Raw genomic sequence first — 20,457 nt, forward strand, 5'->3', positions numbered from 1 at the left:
CTCCTCAGGCGGAGAGACTGAATTGCGGCGAGAGCGCGTTGCTGAGCACGAGGGCAGCGGCCCCGCGCGTGGCGGTAAGACGCCCGCAACTGCCCACTTGTAGGCGTGGGTATTGCCGGTCCGGGCGGTGGGCGACCGAAACCTCCGGCAGGGTGATCCGCGCGACCATGGCCTCGACGATCTCTGCGGGCATGGCCCCGCCCAGCAGGATGGTTTCCGGGTCGAACAGGTTCTCGAGCAGGGGAAGGACCTGCGAGAGGGCCGCCGCCGCGCCGTCGATCCATGTCAGCAACGCGGGGTGCCCATCGGCAAAGTGGCGCGCGAGCTGCTCGATGTCATTTCCGGGCAGGCCGGCGCGGGCCAGATGGCTCTGGACCGCGTTGCGGCTGGCGCAGTTTTCCAGAGTGCAGGGGCCGTTCGGGGTTATGACCGGGATCTGGCCGAGCTCTCCCGCATTGCCAAAGGCACCGGTGATAAGCTGCCCATGGGCGACGAGCCCGAGCCCCAGTCCGGACCCGAAATAGAGATAGCCGAAGGTCTGCAGACCTTGGGCCAGCCCGCCCAGCCGCTCGGCCATGGCCGCCGCATTGGCGTCGTTCTGCACGAAGACGGGTCCTTCGAGGGCGGTTTCGAAAGCCTCCTGCACATTGATATCGGTCCAGCCGGTCAGGTCCGCCGACGCCCCGGACAGCCCGGTCGCGCCGAACGGGCCGGGCATCACGAGACCAGCCCCGAGGAGCTTGTGCTGCGCCTGCGGGCAGCTCGCCAGAAGCCGCTGTTTCAGGCTCTTTACAAGGGGCAGGATGGTCTCGGGCGCGGTATCGGTCAGGGACACCCGCTCGGTCGCCTGGATGGCACCGCCCAGATCGAGCAGGGCGCCGACGATGGCCGTCTGGCGCACTTCGATCCCGAGGGCGAACGCCCCGCCCGGGTTGATCTGGTACTGCATCGCCGGAAGGCCGCGCCCCACCGTCCGCGCGCCACAAGGTTCCAGGAGCCCATCGGTTTCGAGATCGGCGATGATGTTGCTCACGGCTTGCGTGCTCAGCCCCGTGGACCGGGCGAGCGCGGCGCGGCCCATGGGGCCCGCGGCCTGGATCTGGCCGAGGATGACATGCCGGTTATGGCTGCGCGACCGGGGCGCATTGGCGCCGGGGGAGGGGGGGATCAGGGCCATGCCTTCAGGATTAAGTCAAATCAGTTGATAGCTCAAGTGACTTGACCTAAGCTCGCCCCCAGTGCGGGGCGCGCGCAAGCTGCGGGCCGGAAGACATCATCAGGGAGACGATAGATGACGACAGAATTTCGCAAGCTGACCCTGGCCGGGATGACCAGCCTTCTGGCGCTGGGCGCGGGGGCGGCGCAGGCCGAAAAGGTCGAGATCGAGTACTGGCAGTATTTCTTCGATGCGCGTGTCACGGCGATGGAGCAGCTGATCGAAAGCTTCGAGGCGGCCAACCCGGATATCGACGTGACCATGACCCATTTTCCCTATGCGGATTACCGCACCAAGGTCGCCGCAGCGGTGCCTGCGGGCGAGGGGCCGGATGTGGTGCAACTCTTCTATGGTTGGCTGAACGATTATGTGGAGGCCGAGCTGATCCAGCCGCTGCCGGCGGCGGATTTCCCGCCAGAGACCATCGAGGCGGAGTTCTTCCCCATGGTCGCGGCCATGCGGGAGGGCGACAATTACTGGGCCCTGCCGACGGCGGTACGCTCGCTTGCGCTCTTTTACAACGAACGGCTCTTTGACGAGGCGGGCATCGACGCGCCCCCCACCACGCTGGACGAGCTGGTCGAGACGGCGGCCAAGCTGACCAAGCGCGATGGCGCGGGCAATATCACCCAGGTGGGGATCACGGCGGGCATGACCGCGCAGGATCACCACTGGTTCCGCGAAGTGCTGGTCCGGCAGATGGGCGGGGAGCCTTATCTCGATGACTACCAGACCGTGAACTACAACAGCGAGGCCGGTCAGAAAGCGCTGGAATTCTACACCAATCTCTTTACCGGCGATGACGCTGTGAGCGCGATTGGCTTCATGGACGAGCCTCAGGCCGCCTTCAAGGCGGGCCGCGCGGGCATGCATATCGACGGGTCTTTCCGGATCGGGTCGCTGAACAAGACGCGCGGGTTGAAATGGGGTGTGACCGAGCTTCCGGCGACGGCGGATGGCGCACGGTCGAACTACTCGTCCTATTGGGTGAACGCCATCACCACCAAGGCGGAGGGCGCGAAATACGACGCATCCGTCAAGTTCATGCAATACATCACCTCGGATGAGGCGATGCAGGTCTGGCTTGATGTGGTGGGCGAACTGCCTGCCAAGCCCTCGGTCGGGATGACCGATGCGAATGCCGCCGACGAGACCTTTGGCCCGTTCATCCGGGGTCTGGCCTATGCCAACACCACCAAGTTCGCCAATGAGAGCGCCCAGCGTCAGCTCATGGTGGAGATGGTCGAGCGGATCACCCTGCAGGATGTCTCGCTGGCCGACAGTCTCGCCACGGCGGCGGAGGCCGAGCAGGCGATCCTCGACGATTACTACGCCGACTGAGATCGGTGGCACCGCCCGGGCGAGCCGGGCGGTGCGGACCCGCCCCGGACCACCGCGATCCGCCCTACAGGATCCCGGGGCGGGTAAACCCCTTGCAGAGAGCCGCCGATGCCGGGCTATTCCAACCTGTCGATCAAACAGAAGCAGATCGTCTGGGCGTGGATCTTCCTCGCCGTCCCCGTTCTGTTTTACGGGATCATCCGGTTCTATCCGACCGGCAACGCTTTTCTGATCTCGTTTCAGGACTGGAACCTGCTCGGGGACCGGACCTGGACCGGCTGGGACAATTACGAGAAACTGATCGCTGATCCGGTCTTCTGGAAGGTGTTCAAGAACACGTTTCTCTACCTGCTGATCGGCACGCCGGTCAGCCTCGTGATCGCGTTTGCGGTGGCCTATCATCTGGACAAGCTGCGCTTTGCCCATGGCTTCCTGCGGATGCTCTATTTCCTGCCCTTTATGACCTCCGCGGTGGCCATGGCCTGGGTCTGGCGCTGGTTTTACCAAGGGGTGCCGATCGGGCTGTTCAACAACCTGTTGGCCTCGGTGGGTATCGCACAGATCGAGTTTCTGAACTCGACCACCAATGCGCTCCCGGCGGTTCTGGCCCCGGCGGTCTGGGCGGGGCTCGGGTTTCAGATCATCATCTTCATGGCCGGTTTGCGGGCGATCCCGACCTCCTATTACGAGGCGGCCAAGATCGACGGGGTGAGCAGCTGGACCGTATTGACACAGATCACCATCCCGCTTCTGCGGCCCACGATCGTCTTCATCGTGGTGTTTTCCTCCATCGGATTCCTGCGGATCTTCGATCATGTCTTCAACATGACGACGAACAATCCCGGCGGGCCGCTGAATTCCACCAAGCCGCTGGTTCTGATGATCTACGAGACTGCCTTTTCGAGCTTTGACATGGGCTATGCGGCGGCGCAGACCGTGGTGCTCTTTCTGATCCTGCTGGTGGTGAGCCTGATCCAGCTCTGGCTGTTGAGGACAGACCGATGAGCACGTTTGAGGAGATCCGTCCGACCGCCAGTGCGGCACTGGATGCCAAGGGTCCGAAGAAGCCGCGCAATATGGGGCAGGTGATCCGCTGGTGGATCCTGTTTGTCGGCGGGATCCTGATGATCATGCCGATCGTCTACATGATCTCGACCTCGCTGAAATGGCCCCACGAGATTTACAACGTCAACCTGATCCCCGACGAGCCCACCCTCGAGAACTACACTTTCGTGCTTGAGGATGGGCGGTTCTACGGCTGGTTCATCAACTCGCTGATCATCGCGGTGCTGACGACAATCTCGAACCTCTTTTTCGACAGCCTGGTGGGGTACACGCTCTGCAAGTTCAAGTTTCCGGGGCGGACGCTGGTCTTCATCGCGATCCTGTCGACCCTGATGATCCCGACCGAGATGCTTGTGATCCCGTGGTACCTGATGAGCCAGAGCCTCGGCTGGCTGGACACCTATTGGGGGATCATGTTCCCCGGCATGATGACCGCCTTTGGCGTGTTCCTGATGAAGCAGTTTTTCGAAAGCGTGCCCGATGACTTTATCGAGGCCGCGCGGATCGACGGGCTGAACGAGTTCCAGATCTGGTGGACCGTGGCGATGCCTTTGGTGCGGCCCGCGCTGGCGGCATTGGCGATCTTCGTGTTCCTCGGGAATTGGACGGCATTCCTCTGGCCGCTGATCGTGACCAACTCGGTGGAGATGTACACGCTGCCTGTGGGGCTGTCGGGCTTTGGCGACGAGGCGGATGTGCAATGGGAGCTGATCATGACCGGGGCGGCGATTTCGACCATCCCCACACTGATCGTGTTCCTGGTGTTCCAGCGCTTCATCATCCGCGGCGTCGTGATGGCGGGGCTGAAGGGGTGAGGGCCGGTCCGACACCGTCGGCAATCGGTCCAGTGGACCGATTGAGGCCCGAACGGGCGGAGCGCTGGGAAAGTGGCTCGTCGCGGTTCTCTATCCAGATGGCGCGCCCTTGGCTTCGTCAGAATTTGAGTATTTGGGGAACAATGAGGGGGGCAGTATGAGCGGGTCAGCCCTCGCGCCGGTTTCGGCGATTGATCACGGGCATCTCTATGTGGCGGATCTGGATGCGGCTGTGGCTTGGTATGGGCGGGTTCTGGGATTGTCCGAGTTGCCCTTTCGGCCGCGGGCGGCGGAGGGTCGCTACATGGCGACGCCCAAGGGTCAGTATTGCGCGACGATCTTCCCCGGGCGGCCGCCATCGGATGGGGATCACACCAAGGCGTTTCGGGTCACGGGCACGGTGTTTCTGGGTTTTGCCGAGGTTCTGCCCCATCCGGATGTCATGGGGCGGACGGGTACGCCGTTGCGGATCGAGGACGCAGATGACCATGGCCGGGCCTGGTCGTTCTATTTTCAGGATCCCGATGGCAATCATCTGGAGCTGACCACCTATGACCATGACAAGGTCCGCGCCGTTCTGGGGGAGCCATGACCGACCATTCGACCTTTCCCGATCCGACCTATCGCGACACGGTGCTTGCCCCGCTTTTTGAGGGGGTGAAGGCCCATTACGCGGCGCATATGGGCGCGATCAATCGGGCGCATCTGGTGATGCTGGTCGAGACCGGGATCCTGGGCGCAGGGGATGGGGCGGCTTTGGCGCGTGCGCTGGCGGATATCGACGCGGAGGTCGAGATCCCCAAGCTCACCTATACGGGCGAGCATGAGGATTACTTCTTCCTCGTGGAGGCTGAGTTGCGCGCGCGGCTCGGGGATCTGGGCGGGGCGCTGCACACGGCCCGGTCGCGCAATGACATGGACCACACGTTGTTCAAGCTGGCCCTGCGCAGCCGGGGGGGCGAGGCGCAGGGACTGGTCCTGAACCTTGCCGAGGCTCTGATTGCCAAAGCCGAGGTCGAGCGCGACACCCTGATCGTGGCCTATACCCATGGCCAACCGGCGCAGCCCACCACCTTTGGGCACTACCTGACGGCGGCGGCAGAGGTGTTGCTGCGGGATGCGGCGCGGCTCGACGCAGCGCTTGAGGGGTTGGAGCATTGCCCAATGGGCGCCGCCGCCATCACCACCAGTGGTTTTGCAATTGACCGGGACCGCGTGGCGGAGCTGCTGGGCTTCGACGGGCCCTTGCGCAATTCCTATGGCTGCATTGCCAGTGTGGACTACGTGACCGGGCTCTATTCCGCGCTGAAACTGGTTTTCCTCCATCTCGGGCGGGTGGTGCAGGACATGGCCTTCTGGTCGTCGTTTGAGGTCGGGCAGCTTTATGTGCCGAACGCGTTGGTGCAGGTCAGCTCGATCATGCCGCAGAAACGCAACCCGGTGCCGATCGAGCATATGCGGCATCTGGCCAGTGTGACCTGCGGGCGTTGCGACATGGTGGTGAACACGATGCACAACACCCCGTTCACGGACATGAATGACAGCGAGGGCGAGGTGCAGCAGGCGGGCTATGCGGCCTTTGACAGCGGGAACCGCGTGTTGCGGCTGCTGGCGGCGATGGTGCCGCAATGCGGGATCCGGGCGGACCGGGTGCAGGCCAACGCGGATGCGGCCTGTGTCACGATCACCGAGCTTGCGGACACGCTGGTGCGGGCCGAGGGCCTGACCTTTCGCCGGGCCCATGAGGTGGCGGCGCAAACGGCGAAATCGGTGATCGCGCGGGGCGTGCCCCTGTCGGACGGGTATGATGCCTTTGCCGCCGCCTTTACCGCGCAGGAGGGCTGCGCGCCCGGGCTGGACGCGGCAGGCTATGGCGCGGCGGTCTCGGCCGAGAGCTTCGTGGCGCGCCGTGACCGGTTCGGAGGGCCCGCGCCCGCCGCGCTCGACGCGGCATTTGCCGCTTATCGCACCGAGCTGGCGTCCCTGCGCCGGGCATTTGAGGCCCGGCAGGCCCGTTGGCAGATGGCGGATAAGGCTCTGGCGACGGCATTCACACAGGTTTTGGAGGGGTAGATGGCAAATCTGAAGCTTACGGAGCTCACCAAAGCCTATGGCAGCACGCAGGTTCTCCATGGGATCGAGCTGACGATCCATGATGGCGAGTTCGTGGTGCTGGTCGGCCCCTCGGGTTGCGGCAAGTCCACGACCTTGCGGATGATCGCCGGGCTCGAAGAGGTGACCGGGGGCACGATCGAGATCGGGGGCCGCGTGGTCAACAACCTCGAACCCAAGGAGCGGGACATCGCCATGGTGTTCCAGAATTACGCGATCTATCCGCATATGACCGTGCGCAAGAATATCGGCTTTGGCCTACGGGCGTCCAAGATGTCCAAGGCGGACAAGGATGCGCGGATCGACGAGGTGGCGGGCATTCTCGACATGACCGACCTGCTGGGGCGCAAGCCCAACCAGCTCAGCGGGGGCCAGCGGCAGCGGGTCGCCATTGGGCGGGCGATGGTGCGCGATCCGGCGGTGTTTCTCTTTGATGAGCCGCTTTCGAACCTCGATGCGCAGCTCCGGACACAGATGCGGCTGGAGATCAAAAAGCTGCACCAGCGCGTGGGCAACACCATTGTCTTCGTCACCCATGATCAGGTCGAGGCGATGACCATGGCGGACCGGATCGTCATCATGAAGGACGGCCATATCCAGCAGGTCGGCACCCCGGCTGAGGTCTATCACAGCCCGGCCAACACCTTTGTCGCGCAGTTCATCGGCGCACCGGCCATGAACATGCTGCCGGGGCAGGTTGCCGACGGGGCGGTGCGGCTTGCCTCGGGGCGCGACATCGCCCTGCCGCGGGCCACGGCAGGCGGCGATGTTCTGGTGGGCGTCCGTCCCGATGATCTCATTGCGGATCACGGCGTGCCCCTTGTGGAGGGGCGGGTGTCCGTGCGCGAACCCCTGGGGTCCGAGACCCTCATCTACGTGGAAACCGAAGCTGGCGAGGTCGTGGCCAAAGCCGATGGCCGCACTCCGCCGGAGGTTGGCGCGACTGTCCGGCTCGGGGCTGCACCCGAGACCCTGCACCTCTTCGACACGGCCACGGGCGCGGCCCTGCCATGAGCGGAGGAGTTCTCTGCGCCGGTCGGCTCTATTGCGATCTGGTGTTTCAGGGGCTGGGGCGGATGCCCAGCCTCGGCACCGAGGTGTTTGCCGAGGGGCTGAGCCTGCATCCCGGGGGTGGGGCCGCCCTGACCGGCGCCTATCTTGCGGCTCTGGGCGTGCCCGTGTCGCTGCTGGCGACCCTGCCCGCCGCGCCCTTCGACGGGCCGGTGACCGAGACGCTGGAGGCCGCGGGGCTCGATCTGAGCCTGTGTCCCAACGCGCCCAAGGGTTCGGACCCGCAAATCACCGTGGCCATGCCCCTGGGCGAGGACCGCGCCTTTCTGACCCGGACCGACGGGCCAGCCCTGCCCCGGATCGATGGCGGGGGGCTGCGGACCCTGAAGGTGCAGCATCTGCATATTGGAGAGCTGCGCACCCTGGCCGAGCACCCCTGGCTCGTGGCCGCTGCGCGCGAGGCTGGCATGACCGTATCGCTGGATTGCGGCTGGGACGATGCCATGGGGGCCGAAGCGCTGGGCCTGATCGCGCAGGTCGATGTCTTCTTGCCCAACCGCGCCGAGACCGAGGCGCTGGAGCGTCTGGGCATGGTCGATTGCCCGGCCCCTGTCACCGTGATCAAGCGCGGGGCCGAGGGGGCCGAGGCCCTGACCCGGCAGGGCAGCGTCCGTGTCCCGGCCCGCAAGGCGGAGGTCGTGGACAGCACCGGCGCGGGGGATGCGTTCAATGGCGGTTTCCTTGCGCGCTGGCTCGAAGGGGCCTCCTTGCATCGATGTGTCGAGGAGGGCGTGCGCTGCGGAGCCGCTGCCATTGCCGCGCCGGGCGGGCTGAGCGGGGCTGCGTCCCTGCGCAAGGCCGAGGCGCCCGCCGAACAGGTGCATGGCTGATGGCAGACCACGCCCGAGGGGCATCGCGCCCATGACATCCCCCGACACGCAAAGCTGGATGGCGCGGGAGATTGCCGAGATCCCGGAGGCAGCCGCGCGCCTGACCGGGGCCGATGCGCAGGCATCCCTGCAGGCGCTGGCCGGAACCCTGCGCGCCGCAGAGCCGACCTCAATCTCGCTGATCGCCCACGGGTCCTCGCGCCATGCGGGGGCGGTGATCGGCCATGCGCTCTGGCGGTGCCTCGGCCTGCCGGTCGCGCTGGAACCCCTCGCGCCGGGGGGCCTGCCGGAGGCAGTGGCCAGTGGTCGGCCGCGCGCCGTGCTCGGGATCAGCCAATCAGGGCAAAGCCCGGATCTGAGCGCGGCGATGGCGGCGGCCCGGGGTATGGGCGCGCTGACCCTTGCCGTGACAAACACGCCCGGCAGCCCGTTGGCCGAGGCGGCGGCCCATGGTCTCGATATGGCCGCCGGACCCGAACAGGCGGTGGCGGCCACCAAGAGCTTCGTGAACTCCGCCCTGGCCGGGCTCTGGCTCGTGGCCCACTGGGCCGACGACGCGGCGCTGGCCGATGCGCTGACCCGGGCTCCGGAGGCGTTGCGGATGGGCACGGGTGTGGATCCGGCGCTGGAGGCGGTCCTGTGCGACAGTGCGGGTCTTTTTGTGCTGGGTCGGGCTGCGGCGGCCGGTGTGGCGGCGGAAATCGCGCTGAAGGCGATGGAGCTCTGCGGGCGGCATGCCACGGCCTATTCCGAGGCCGAAGTCCTCCATGGTCCGGCGGCCATCGCGGTGGAGGGGTTCGGGGTGATCGGCCTTGTGCAGCCAGAGGGCGGAGCCGTGCTCGACCGGCTCGCGCAACAGGGCGCGCGCTGCTACCGGGTGCCCGAGGCGCCCCTGCTCCATCCGCTGGTCGACCCGTTGATCCAGCTCCCGCCGGTCTACCGCGCGCTGGAGGCGGCGACGCGCAGGCTGGGCCGCAACCCGGACCGCCCCCAGTTCCTCGCGAAGGTCACCCGCACACATTGAGCGGGCCCCCCGCCATGTGCATCCAAGGCATCAATCCGCGTGCGGACCTGCGCGGTCGCAGGCCGGATACAGGGCTGGTACATTGTAGCTGTTTACCAGCAAATGGCTTCATGCCATGGTCCAGACGTGGCGCCAATTCGCGCGCCTTACCGAATGATGTACCCACCAGATGCCCTTGACGCGCCGTCGAAACACCCCGATGCAGCAGCAGATCACCACGTGGCCACCACGGGATCTGCCGATGCTCGGAGCGGGTCGCGCCGCCTCGGATACGATCTAAGCTTGGAGTTTCGCTATGCTGTATGAAGAACATAATCTGGTATTCATACATCAACGTAAATGTGCCGGTTCGACCGCGTACAAGTTCCTGGGCGAGCTCCCACCGGAGGACAAGGCAAAGTACCAGAATGGTGTATACAAAGATGACTGGCATGAGCAAAAGCTGGCGAAGTACCTCAAGCTAGCCATCGTCAGAAACCCCTGGGATCGGTTCATCTCCGGCTGGAAATACTGCGAGTCCACCAAGGAGAATTCCCTGCTCGACACGTTGCGCAATCCGCCAGTGAAGGGCCATGATTACCGGCACTTGACGCGTAGCCAGGTTGGGGCGCTCAAATATTCGGATGGGCGCTGGGCGGTGGATATGCTGATCAGTTTCGAGGACCTCCAGACCGGGTTCGACCGCCTCTGCGAGCTTCTGGATCTCGAAAAGAAGACCCTGCCCAAGGTCAACGCGCTGAAAGACCGGCCCACCTATCAGGCCGCCTTCGGCCCCGAGGAGCAGGAGGTGTTCGCCGCCCTGATGGCCGATGACATCGAAAACCTCGGCTATTCTTTCGACAAGCCCGGCGAGCCCGGCATCACCATCTATCCCTGAAGACTGTCCGGGCATCCGCGCCAGCCCGTTCCGATCCGGACGGCTCTGGCCGGGCAAGCCGGTTGGACGTGACAGCGACTTCCTTTACCCTTTGTGGCAGACATGACCAACGGAGACAGCGCATTTCATGAAACCCAATATCATCGTCATCGGCGCGCAGAAAGCTGGCTCCACATGGTTCCACGCAATGCTGGGGGATCATCCCGACATCTTCATGTCCGAGACCAAGGAGTTGCAATACTTCGATCAGGGTGACCACACGGACGATGGGTTCACTAAGTACTTGGAGAACTTCGCTGATGGTTCGTCTTTAGCCTATCGCGGCGAGAGCACGCCGGGCTACTTTTGGACAAGTCGAAAGCGCGTTGTCATACCGCAGCGTATCAAACACCGGTTGGGAAATGACGTGCGCTTTTTTCTTGCGCTACGGAACCCTGTGGAGAGGGCGATCTCTGCCTATTGGCACCACCTCCGACATGGGCGTCTCGACCTGACCAAGTCTTTCATGGATAATTTTCGCGCCGCTGTGGGCGATATTGAGCAAATTGGCCATTACAAACAACACTGGCTTGATTGGCGTGCAGTTTACGGCCGCGAATATTTTTTCGTTGAGCAGTTTGATAACATAAAGACCGACGGTCAAAGCGTCGCTCAGGCGGCCTATGCTTTTCTCGGATTGGAACCGCACATTTTCGAGGAGCAGGGCACGCAATTCAATCGTGGACTAAAGTACAAGAAGGTCGGCGATGCGATCACCGTTGTTGGCGAGCTGCACAACCGGATCCACAAGCGCTATCCCGACCTGAACCTGGATGACCGCGAGTCCCTGCCCGGGCTCAGAATTCCCGACAGCGCGATCGCGGAGCTTTATGAGGTCTATGCCGAGGACATCGCTTTTTGCGAGACCGAGATTTTCGGCACGCCACTGGGTTGGGAGCCGCGCAGCTAAGCGCCGCTCCCCGCCGGGTCAGTTCGACAGCCAGAGCCGCGAGAAGGACAGCTTGTCCGTGTCCTCGGGCATGGCCCAGGCTTCGGGCCAGGGGGCGACCGGCGCTGCGTCGCTGTCCTCGTCGGTCTCGGCGGCGGGCGGTCCCGCGGGGATTTCCCAGCCGGTCACGTAGAGCGTTTGCAGCAACGAGGCTTGGCTCAGCGCGCGCAAGGCGCTGTGCACGGGGGCGCCGCCCACAAGGGTCAGGGCGCTGCTCTCCGGCAGGCTGACGTGCAGCGCGTCCGGCGTGGCCGAAACCGTGATCCCCGGCAGATCGCCCGCATTGGGGGTCGCGCTCAGCCCCGTGGCCGAGATGCGATAGGTCCCACCGCCCTGCAGCGCGAGGCAGGTCCGCGTCCCGTCCGCCGCCGGAAGGGACACCGCGCCGGCATCGGGCGCGATCCCTTCGACCTGCGGGGTCGTCCCGGTGTCGAGCGCGGCCTTGACCAGTGCGCGGATGTTGTTCAGGGGCAGGGACGCGCCCATCTGCTTGCTCAGGCTCGGGACCAGCTCGGGCCCGAATTTCTTGGCAAGCGTGCGCGCACCCCGGGCCGACAGCGTCTCCTTGCGGGCGGAGCCGAAGGATTTGCTTTTCTGGTGGTGGACAAAGCAGTCGAGCAGCACGCAGAGGCGATAGCCTTCGGCCTTCAGCCGGATGCACAGGTCGTTCTCTTCGCCATAGCCTTCGGGGTAGCCCTGAGTGTCGAACCCGCCGATGGCGTCCAGTGCGCTGCGGCGGAACACCGTGCAGAACCCGTTCAGGATCGGCACATCCACGCAGACCCCCTTGCCAAGCTCGTGCAGCAGGGCGGCGACCGTCTCGCGCTCTGCGGGATCAAAGCCCAGCCCGTCATTCTCGGAAAACTTGCCGGTTTCGGGATCGACGAGATCGGGCACCGACTGGAAGCTCGCCGCGTTGGACAGCGGGCCGACCCCGGCGAGATAGGCATCACTCTCGAGCTTGGCGACGAGGGGCCCGGCCCAGACCGCCGGCAGCAACGTGTCGGAATTCAGGATGCAGACATATTCTGTGTTGGTCTGGTCCACGCCCATGGCGATGTTGCGCGTATAGCCGCGATTGCGGAAATGCGAGATCAGCGTGACATTCGGTGCGTCGGCGAATCGGCTGCGCAGGGTGTCCTGAACATGCCAGTCGGACCCGTCATCCATCAGGAAGATCGGGCAGCCCCCGGCATCGCTCTGCAAGAGCGAGGTGACGCAATCGAGCGTTTCCTCCAGCGCGCCGTAGACGGGGATCACAATGGACAGGTCAGCCAGATTGGGCGAGGCGGCAGGCGTGCTCATACAAATCGTCCCGTCAGGTTCTTGTGGGCGCGCTTCGTGAAGAAGCGGCTGTTCTTGGCGCAGTAGCGCGCGTCGAGCGGGGTGATGTCGATCCCCTCTTTCCACGCGGAATAGGTGAAGGACATCTGATCCCGGCGCGACCCCAGATAGATCCGTCGCCACCAGGTCTCGAAAAAGGCGCGCACGCCCAGATCCTGATTGCGGGAGAACAGAACATTGGTTTCATAAAGCCCGTAATGCTTGGGCAGACCGTCCTTCTTCATCTGCTCAAGCACGCGTTCGATGATCGGGGCCTGATCGAGCTTCAGCTTCTTGATCATCAGCGCCTCTTCATAGACGCAATCGCGGTCCGGATGCAGGAAGGTGGCGATCTCCGACAGGGTCTCATGGGCGATCAGGATCTGCCCGCTAGAGGACTTGCACTCCACATTGCTGTCGATCCAGGTGACGAACTCCGCGTCCGGAAAGAGCCAGTGGGGATGGGTCTTGTACCACAGGCATTGGCGCTTGATGTCGGTTTCCTGCAGGGTCGGGCTGACCACGGTCCAGGGGCTGCCTTCCGGGATCTCGGCCGCGTCGGTGATCAGGAAGTAGCTGCAATCCTCCATCTCCGGCGGAATCGGCAGGTCATCATAGCCGCCCAGATTGACACAATAGACCACACGCTTTGTGGTGACCTTATGCGCCCCGGACAGAAGATCGCGATCGAGGATCGCCTCGGCACCCACGGGGCGAAGGGTCGGGGCGGGCGCGTCCTCGTCCACAAGCGCGGGAATCACGAGCGTCTCGCGCTTGGCCATCACCTCCTGCAGCAGCAGAAAGCCCTCCAGGCTCAGATCCGTGTCCTCATTGGGATGGGCGCGGGTCATGACCTTGCGCACGGCGAGGATGGAGGGGTCATCCGCCGCCCCGAATTTCAACGTCTGGGGCAGCAGGCTGGTCGGGTTTTGCGGTGACAGAAGCGAGCTGCGGGACATATGGGTCCGGTACACCGTCGCGCATTGGGTCAGGTAGACCATCTCCATCGCCGCGTTGGACGGGCGGCGGTTGCCGAGATACTTCAACCGGTTCTCGAAGGCGCCATTGGACCACAGATGGGCAAAGGCCGCCTTGGTCTTGCCCCGCAGATGCGCGAGATCCCGGTGGTTCGAGATGTAATGTGTCAGATCGATGAGCGAGAGCTCTTCGTAATCCGCATCGCTGAGACCCTTGAACAGGCTGTGCAGCGGTTGAGCCTCGGTCACCGTGATCGCGCTGAACCCGGGATGCAGCGAAATCTGTCCCACCGGGGCCTCCGTCGCCAGAAGCTCTGCAAGGCTGAGCTCCTCGGTCAGGCCAAGTTGCATCTTGAGCCATTGCGGACAGAGAAGCGGCGCAGGCCCGAACACCGTATCGGACGGCCAGTCCTCGAGCATCTCGGCGAAGGCATCGATGGTCTCGGGAATCTCTTCGAGCGGATGCTCCTCCTGCGAGACGAGAAATTTCAGGAACCCCATCTCGACCAGTCGCGAAGGTGCGCGACCCTCGGCAAACCCGTTGGTCAGGAAGTGGCCAAACCCCTCGATCCCGGCATCCTGCACATCGGTGTTGGTGTCAAAGTAATGAGCCTCGTCAAAGAAGATCTCGACCGTGTCCCGTGCATCCTGTGTCAACAGGCTGGCGACGTCGACACCCGGATCGCTCTCAAATTCGTCGTCAGGGTAAAGCAAGAAAGCCCCACATGTTGCGGCGTTCGACGCGCGACGCCTGGGTGGCAGGAATGGGTTGGTGGTGCCCGAGATCACGTGATTTTGCAAGTTGGTTTGCCCAATCCCTGGGCGCTCCGGGGCGAAGTGTTCGCCCAGAGCCACAGGCGGATCCGCGCGGTGCGTGACAGGGGCGTGCCCGGGTTGCGCCGGATGCGGGGTCCGGGTCAGACAAGGGGGTGCATCGCGCGCGGATGTCGCCCATATGTCGTTTGCGACATGGGAAATGGCGCGGATTGCGACGAAGCGCGAACGCAGGTCGGGCATAGCTCGGCCAAACCGGATGTGCCTGATACGAGACCCGAGATGATGATGGACACCCCCCCGCTCTCCGAGACCGAGGCCCCTGCGCCGAAGCTCTTCGATCACCCTGACTGGCTGTACCTGCTGCGGGAATTTGACGGGCTCTACCGTCATGGGTCCGCCGGGGGCAGCAAGCTGATCCGTGGCCATCGCAAGCGGGTGCGGGACACGCTGTCCAAGACCATCGATGGCAACCCCGCGCTGGTGATGCGCGCGCCAGAGGTCAAGCCGGTCACGGCCCATCTCGCCCGGGCGCTGGATCTGGGGGAACGGGGCGCGGTCTCGGGCATGGCGCGCGCGCTGGAGCGGGTCTCGGGCGCGCTGACATGGGAATATGGCTATACCAAGGTGCCCCGGACGCTGGTCCGGAAATACGCCTATTGCGAGGTGCTGGGCCCCCGTGGCCCGGTGCAGTCTGACCGGCTGGTGCTGGGTTTCGTTCTGTTCGCGCCGCGCACCACCTATCCGCAGCACAGCCATGCCGAGATCGAGGAGAGCTATATCTCCATCGCCGGGGCGTGGTCCGAGAACGACGTGGCGGTGCATGCGCCGGGGTCGTTGATTCTCAACCGTCCGGGCGAGGAACATCGGATCACCACGGCGGATCTGGATCCGTGCCTGTTGGCCTATGCTTGGGTCGGGCCTTCCACGCGGCTGAGCGATCCGGGCATGAAGATGAGCTCGACCCGCAAGGCGCGAATGCGTCAGGGGATCTAGGGTCCGGCACCAGGGACGGTCGGACGGCAGTTCGGAGGTCCGGTCAGGACGTTGTCCTTGCGAAGTGCGGTCTGCATCCGCGTCTTGGCGATCTGGTTGGATCTCTGCCCCCGGAATGGCTCGAGGCGGGGCGGACATGGCCGGTCACTTCCGCCCTCCGGCGCTTGCCCGGCGCGGCGGACCCGCCCAGGCGTCAGTCGATCCGGAACGGCACCGCCTGACGCGAGTGGTGGTCCACTGCGATCTCGCGGGCCAGCGGCGGGACGGAGCGATGGCTGCAATCGGCCCGCTCGCAGATCCGGCATCCCGTGCCGATAGGCTCGAACCGATCCACATTCGTGACGTCCAGATCATCCGCGTAGACGAGTTGCGACGCGTATTTCGCCTCACATCCCAGCCCGATCGCGTATTTGCGCGAGCTGGTGTGGAAATCCCCGCTGCGGATCGTCTTGCTGAAGGCGAGGCACAGATATTGCCGCCCATCGGGGGTTCCGGCGAGCTGTCGCAGGATCTCGCCTTGGCTTTCAAAGGCCCGGTGGACATTCCACAGCGGGCAGGAGCCGCCGAACCGGGTGAAATGCAGGCTCGTGGCGCTGTGGCGTTTGGTGATGTTCCCGGCCCGGTCGATCCGCAGAAAGTAAAACGGCACGCCCTTGTTGCCGGGGCGCTGCAACATGCTGAGCCGGTGGCAGACCTGCTCGCGGCTGGCATCGAAGCGAAAGGCAAGCCGGTCGAGATCATGGCGCATCTCGGCGGCGGCGGCGCGGAAATCCCCGTAGGGCAGGACCACGGCCCCGGCAAAGTAGTTCGCGAGGGTCATGCGACAGACCTCGCGCGCGCTGGTGGAATGAAAGGCTGCATCGTCGAGCAGGCCCTCGATCAACCCGCGCTGTTCGATCAGGGCGAGCTGATAGGCCATCTGAAACAGGTTTGTCGCCGCCGTCGATGTCGCGCTCAGATGCAGGGTTCTGGTCGCCGGATCATAGCGCCGGATCGCGCCCGCCTCGGCGGCCTTCTTGGTCTCCAGCACCCGGACGCCATGGGTGTCGGCAAGGTATTCCGCCAATTGCGTGGCGCGCTGGTTTTCCGAGTGGTCGAGGATCCGGGCAAAGGCCTCCGCCTTGCGGTCCAACTCGTCTATGTAGTTGTCTTTGTAGTGGAAATAATCCCGCACTTCCTCGTAGGGCAGGGGGGTGACAGAGGCCTCGGTCTCGGCCAGCCGGTGGTCGATCTGGCCCAGCTGCGCGCGGGTCTGCTGGAACACCTGATAAAGCCCGAGAAAGGCGCGCACCATGTTCGGCGTGTTCGAGGCGGCGATCTTCAATTCCTGGGGCAGGACCGTGTCATCGGCAAAGATCGGGTCCGACAGGATCTCGCCCAGATCCACGGCGACCTTGCCGGATTCGTCCAGCGCCAGTTCCGACAGGTCGAAATCGAACACATCAAACAGCGCGAGGATGACCGAGGCCGAAAGCGAGCGATGATTGTTCTCGATCTGGTTGACGTAGCTCGTTGAGATCCCAAGTTCCTTGGCAAACTCCGCCTGAGTGAGCTTGCGGCTCTGGCGGAGATGACGGATGCGGGCTCCGGCAAAGACTTTTCGCAGTTCGTCGGCCATTCACATTTCCACATTTCACACATTTCAATTTGTGTATTCGTACATCGTAACACGTTCAGGGATCGACGCATAGCGGACCGGTCGCCTACCCCTGTGGACAGATCGACAATGGAGCGCCGCCAAGGTGCCAGACCAGGCGGTCGAGGGGGGATCCAAGACGACGACACTGCATGTCCGCATCCTGCACGGTGAGCAGGGTGAGGCCAGCGCAGCCGCGTGGTGACACGCGGACCAGACACAGCGCGGGCGGTCCCGGCTGCGCGATCCTAGACGTGAAGGGGGGATTTTATGGGGAAGTATTCTGAAGTTTACGGCGCATCGCAGGCCGATCCGGAGGCATTTTGGGCCGAGGCCGCGAAAGAGGTGTCGTGGAGCGTGCCGCCGGCCAAGGTGCTCGATGACAGTGCTGCGCCGTTCTACCGGTGGTTTGCCGATGCCGAGGCCAATACCTGCTACAACGCGGTGGACCGCCATGTGGAGGCCGGGCGCGGCGATCAGCCCGCGATCATCCATGACAGCCCGGTCACCGACAGCAAGACGACCATCACCTATGCCGAGCTCTTGGAGCATGTCTCGCGGCTGGCCGGTGTGCTGGCGGCGCGCGGTGTGGGCAAGGGCGACCGGGTGATCATATACATGCCCATGGTGCCCGAGGCCCTCGTGGCGATGCTGGCCTGCGCCCGGATCGGTGCGATCCATTCGGTGGTGTTCGGCGGGTTTGCCGCCCACGAGCTCGCCGTGCGGATCAATGATGCCGCGCCCAAGGCCATTCTGAGCGCCTCCTGCGGGATCGAGGGCAGCCGGGTCATCGCCTACAAACCCCTGCTCGACGAGGCGATCTCGCAATCCGAGCACAAGCCGAACTTCACGGTGATCCTGCAGCGTCCGCAGCTTGAGGCCAGCATGGAGGCCGGGCGCGATCTCGACTGGGCCGATAGCGTGGCCTGCGCCGAGCCGGTGGGCTGCACACCGGTGGGCGGGGCCGACCCGCTCTATATCCTCTATACCTCTGGCACGACCGGGCAGCCCAAAGGCGTGGTCCGCCATGCGGGCGGCCATATGGTGGCGCTGCTCTGGACGATGAAGAACCTTTATAATGTCGAGGCGGGCGACGTGTTCTGGGCGGCCTCGGATGTGGGCTGGGTCGTGGGGCACAGCTATATCTGCTACGGGCCGCTGCTCGCGGGCTGTACGACAGTTGTCTTCGAGGGCAAGCCCGTAGGCACCCCGGATCCGGGCACTTTCTGGCGGGTGATCGAGGATCATGACGTCAAGGTCCTGTTCACAGCGCCGACCGCCCTGCGCGCCATCAAGCGCGAGGACCCCGAAGGCTCCTATATCGGCAAATACGACCTGAGCGGGCTGCAGGCCCTGTTCCTCGCCGGGGAGCGCGCAGATCCCGACACGATCGCCTGGGCCCAGACCCATCTGGAAAAGCCGGTGATCGACCATTGGTGGCAGACCGAGACCGGTTGGGCCATCGCCGCGAACCCGCTCGGCATCGAAGAGCTCCCGGTGAAGCCGGGCTCTCCGGCCGTGCCGATGCCGGGCTATAGCATTGAGATCCTGGACGACGCGGGACACCCCGTCGGTCCGGGCACCCTGGGGGCAATCACCGTCAAGCTCCCCCTGCCCCCAGGGACCCTTCCCACGCTCTGGAACGCCGATGCGCGCTACGAGAGCAGCTACCTGCACGCCTTCCCGGGCTATTACGAGACCGGCGATGCGGGGATGATGGATGAGGACGGATACCTCTACATCATGGCGCGCACCGATGATGTCATAAACGTGGCCGGGCACCGCCTGTCCACCGGTGGCATGGAAGAGGTGCTGGCCGCCCATCCCGACATCGCCGAATGCGCGGTGATCGGCATTGGCGACAAGCTCAAGGGTCAGGCGCCGCTGGGCCTCGTGTGTCTCAACGCCGGGGCGGATCGCACGGAGGCGGACATCGCCAAGGAATGCGTGGCCCTCGTGCGGCAGGAGATCGGACCGGTTGCGGCCTTCAAGACCTGCCTTGTGGTGACCGGTCTGCCCAAGACCCGCTCGGGCAAGATCCTGCGCGGGACGATGGTGTCCATCGCCAATGGCACCCCGTGGAAAATGCCTGCCACCATCGACGACCCGGCGATTCTGGATGTCATTTCGGACCGGATTGCCGGTCTCGGGCACCCGGTCGATTGATTTCAGGAGTGAGGAAAAAGCTATGACGAAAGATGTTGTTATTCTGGACGGGGCCCGCACGGCCATCGGAACCTTTGGTGGAGCACTGGCGGGCACGGCCCCTACGGCCCTGGCCACCGCAGTCTCGAAAGAGGCCATGGCCCGTTCCGGTGTCGAGCCCGGGCAGATCGGCGCCTCGGTCTTTGGCCATGTGATCAATACCGAGCCCAAGGACATGTATATGGGCCGGGTGGCGGCCGTGGATGCGGGCGTGTCCGAGGATGCGCCGGGTTTGACGGTCAACCGGCTCTGCGGGTCGGGGGCTCAGGCCATCATCTCGGCCGCGCAGCACATCATGCTGGGCGACACCGAGTTCGCCCTGGCCGGTGGTGCCGAGAGCATGTCCCGCTCCCCCCATGCGACCCAGTCGATCCGCACGGGTCAGAAGATGGGCGATGTGGCCTTCACCGACATGATGATCGGCGCGCTCAATGACCCGTTCGGGGTCGGCCATATGGGCGTGACCGCCGAGAATGTCGCCGCCGAGCATCAGATCAGCCGTGACCAGCAGGACGCCTTTGCGGTCGAAAGCCAGCGCCGCGCCGCCGCCGCTGTCGAGGCCGGGCATTTCAAGAGCCAGATCCTGCCCATCGAGGTGAAGGTCCGGCGCGAGATGGTCGCCTTTGACACGGACGAGCACATCAAGGCGTCGACCACCATGGAAAGCCTCGGCAAGCTGCGCCCGGCCTTCAAGAAGGATGGCAGCGTGACCGCGGGCAATGCCTCGGGGATCAATGACGGGGCGGGCGCGCTGGTGCTGGCTTCGGCAGACGCGGCCGAGGCGGCGGGGCTCAAGCCGCGCGCGCGGCTGCTCGGCTATGCCTTGGCCGGTGTGCGCCACGAGGTCATGGGGATCGGCCCGGTGCCGGCGGTGACCAACCTGCTCAAGAAGATCGACATGACCGCCGACCAGTTCGACGTGATCGAGAGCAACGAGGCCTTCGCCGCCCAGGCCTGCGCGGTGAATGCGGGGCTCGGGCTCGATACGGACAAGGTCAACCCGAATGGCGGCGCGATTGCGCTGGGCCACCCGATCGGGGCGACGGGCGCCATCATTTCGATCAAGGCGCTCTACGAGCTGGAGCGGATCGATGGTCGCTTTGGCCTCGTCACCATGTGCATCGGTGGCGGCCAAGGTATCGCGCTGGCCTTTGAACGGCTAAGCTGAGGACTTGCGGGGTGCCCCAGAGGGCGCCCCGCGACCACG

General features: G+C 64.5%; 17 protein-coding genes. 13 read left to right on the forward strand and 4 right to left on the reverse strand.

Going from position 1 to position 20,457, the window contains the following annotated elements:
* Window positions 1-4: 4 nt before the first annotated feature.
* Complete coding sequence (locus ACP15I_RS08690; protein ID WP_424974745.1) at window positions 5-1,177, reverse strand: ROK family transcriptional regulator; 1,173 nt, start codon at window positions 1,175-1,177, stop codon at window positions 5-7.
* A 114-nt stretch (window positions 1,178-1,291) separates the two neighbouring features.
* Between ACP15I_RS08690 and ACP15I_RS08695 the strand changes: the two genes are divergently transcribed.
* The 10 genes from ACP15I_RS08695 to ACP15I_RS08740 all read left to right on the forward strand — a co-directional run bounded on the left by ACP15I_RS08695 (window position 1,292) and on the right by ACP15I_RS08740 (window position 11,300).
* Window positions 1,292-2,557 carry an extracellular solute-binding protein gene (locus ACP15I_RS08695; RefSeq protein ID WP_424974746.1) on the forward strand — a complete coding sequence of 422 codons (1,266 nt, stop codon included), beginning with the start codon at window positions 1,292-1,294 and terminating at the stop codon, window positions 2,555-2,557.
* Window positions 2,558-2,665: 108 nt separating this feature from the next.
* A complete protein-coding gene (locus ACP15I_RS08700; protein ID WP_424974747.1) occupies window positions 2,666-3,562 on the forward strand; it encodes a carbohydrate ABC transporter permease in 897 nt (298 codons plus the stop codon).
* A complete protein-coding gene (locus ACP15I_RS08705) occupies window positions 3,559-4,437 on the forward strand; it encodes a carbohydrate ABC transporter permease (RefSeq protein WP_424974748.1) in 879 nt (292 codons plus the stop codon). The genes ACP15I_RS08700 and ACP15I_RS08705 overlap by 4 nt, the downstream gene beginning before the upstream one ends.
* 157 nt (window positions 4,438-4,594) lie before the next feature.
* Complete coding sequence (locus ACP15I_RS08710) at window positions 4,595-5,029, forward strand: VOC family protein (protein ID WP_424974749.1); 435 nt, start codon at window positions 4,595-4,597, stop codon at window positions 5,027-5,029.
* A complete protein-coding gene (gene argH / locus ACP15I_RS08715) occupies window positions 5,026-6,510 on the forward strand; it encodes an argininosuccinate lyase (protein ID WP_424974750.1) in 1,485 nt (494 codons plus the stop codon). Before ACP15I_RS08710 ends, argH begins: the two co-directional genes overlap by 4 nt.
* Window positions 6,511-7,563, forward strand: coding sequence for an ABC transporter ATP-binding protein (locus tag ACP15I_RS08720; RefSeq protein WP_424974751.1), 1,053 nt, complete (start codon window positions 6,511-6,513; stop codon window positions 7,561-7,563).
* Entirely contained in the window at window positions 7,560-8,450 is an 891-nt protein-coding gene (locus tag ACP15I_RS08725; protein ID WP_424974752.1) for a carbohydrate kinase family protein, read from the forward strand. Before ACP15I_RS08720 ends, ACP15I_RS08725 begins: the two co-directional genes overlap by 4 nt.
* 31 nt (window positions 8,451-8,481) lie before the next feature.
* A complete protein-coding gene (locus ACP15I_RS08730) occupies window positions 8,482-9,474 on the forward strand; it encodes an SIS domain-containing protein (protein WP_424974754.1) in 993 nt (330 codons plus the stop codon).
* Between the two features lie 295 nt (window positions 9,475-9,769).
* Window positions 9,770-10,351 (forward strand): sulfotransferase family 2 domain-containing protein, encoded by a 582-nt coding sequence (locus tag ACP15I_RS08735; RefSeq protein WP_424974755.1) that lies wholly within the window; start codon window positions 9,770-9,772, stop codon window positions 10,349-10,351.
* A 127-nt stretch (window positions 10,352-10,478) separates the two neighbouring features.
* Window positions 10,479-11,300, forward strand: a complete 822-nt coding sequence (locus tag ACP15I_RS08740; protein WP_424974756.1) for a sulfotransferase family protein — start codon at window positions 10,479-10,481, stop codon at window positions 11,298-11,300.
* A gap of 18 nt (window positions 11,301-11,318) precedes the next feature.
* Here ACP15I_RS08740 and ACP15I_RS08745 read toward each other — a convergent pair whose 3' ends face one another.
* Both ACP15I_RS08745 and ACP15I_RS08750 read right to left on the reverse strand, forming a co-directional pair.
* The gene (locus ACP15I_RS08745) at window positions 11,319-12,644 is read right to left on the reverse strand and encodes a glycosyltransferase family 2 protein (RefSeq protein ID WP_424974757.1); all 1,326 of its coding nucleotides are present in this window, start codon (window positions 12,642-12,644) and stop codon (window positions 11,319-11,321) included.
* Complete coding sequence (locus tag ACP15I_RS08750) at window positions 12,641-14,296, reverse strand: glycosyltransferase domain-containing protein (protein WP_424974758.1); 1,656 nt, start codon at window positions 14,294-14,296, stop codon at window positions 12,641-12,643. The genes ACP15I_RS08745 and ACP15I_RS08750 overlap by 4 nt, the downstream gene beginning before the upstream one ends.
* A gap of 402 nt (window positions 14,297-14,698) precedes the next feature.
* Between ACP15I_RS08750 and ACP15I_RS08755 the strand changes: the two genes are divergently transcribed.
* A complete protein-coding gene (locus tag ACP15I_RS08755) occupies window positions 14,699-15,409 on the forward strand; it encodes a dimethylsulfonioproprionate lyase family protein (RefSeq protein WP_424966568.1) in 711 nt (236 codons plus the stop codon).
* Between the two features lie 193 nt (window positions 15,410-15,602).
* Here the strand turns inward: ACP15I_RS08755 and ACP15I_RS08760 are convergent, their stop codons facing one another.
* Window positions 15,603-17,027: a helix-turn-helix domain-containing protein gene (locus tag ACP15I_RS08760; RefSeq protein ID WP_424966221.1), complete on the reverse strand. Its 1,425-nt coding sequence runs from the start codon at window positions 17,025-17,027 to the stop codon at window positions 15,603-15,605.
* 288 nt (window positions 17,028-17,315) lie between these two features.
* Here ACP15I_RS08760 and ACP15I_RS08765 point away from each other — a divergent pair, with 288 nt between their 5' ends.
* Both ACP15I_RS08765 and ACP15I_RS08770 read left to right on the forward strand, forming a co-directional pair.
* A complete protein-coding gene (locus ACP15I_RS08765) occupies window positions 17,316-19,211 on the forward strand; it encodes a propionyl-CoA synthetase (protein ID WP_424974759.1) in 1,896 nt (631 codons plus the stop codon).
* 22 nt (window positions 19,212-19,233) lie between these two features.
* The gene (locus ACP15I_RS08770) at window positions 19,234-20,418 is read left to right on the forward strand and encodes an acetyl-CoA C-acyltransferase family protein (protein ID WP_424974760.1); all 1,185 of its coding nucleotides are present in this window, start codon (window positions 19,234-19,236) and stop codon (window positions 20,416-20,418) included.
* Window positions 20,419-20,457 lie beyond the last annotated feature (39 nt).

It is taken from the genome of Dinoroseobacter sp. S124A (genome assembly GCF_049801015.1).
Classification (GTDB): Bacteria; Pseudomonadota; Alphaproteobacteria; order Rhodobacterales; family Rhodobacteraceae; genus Dinoroseobacter.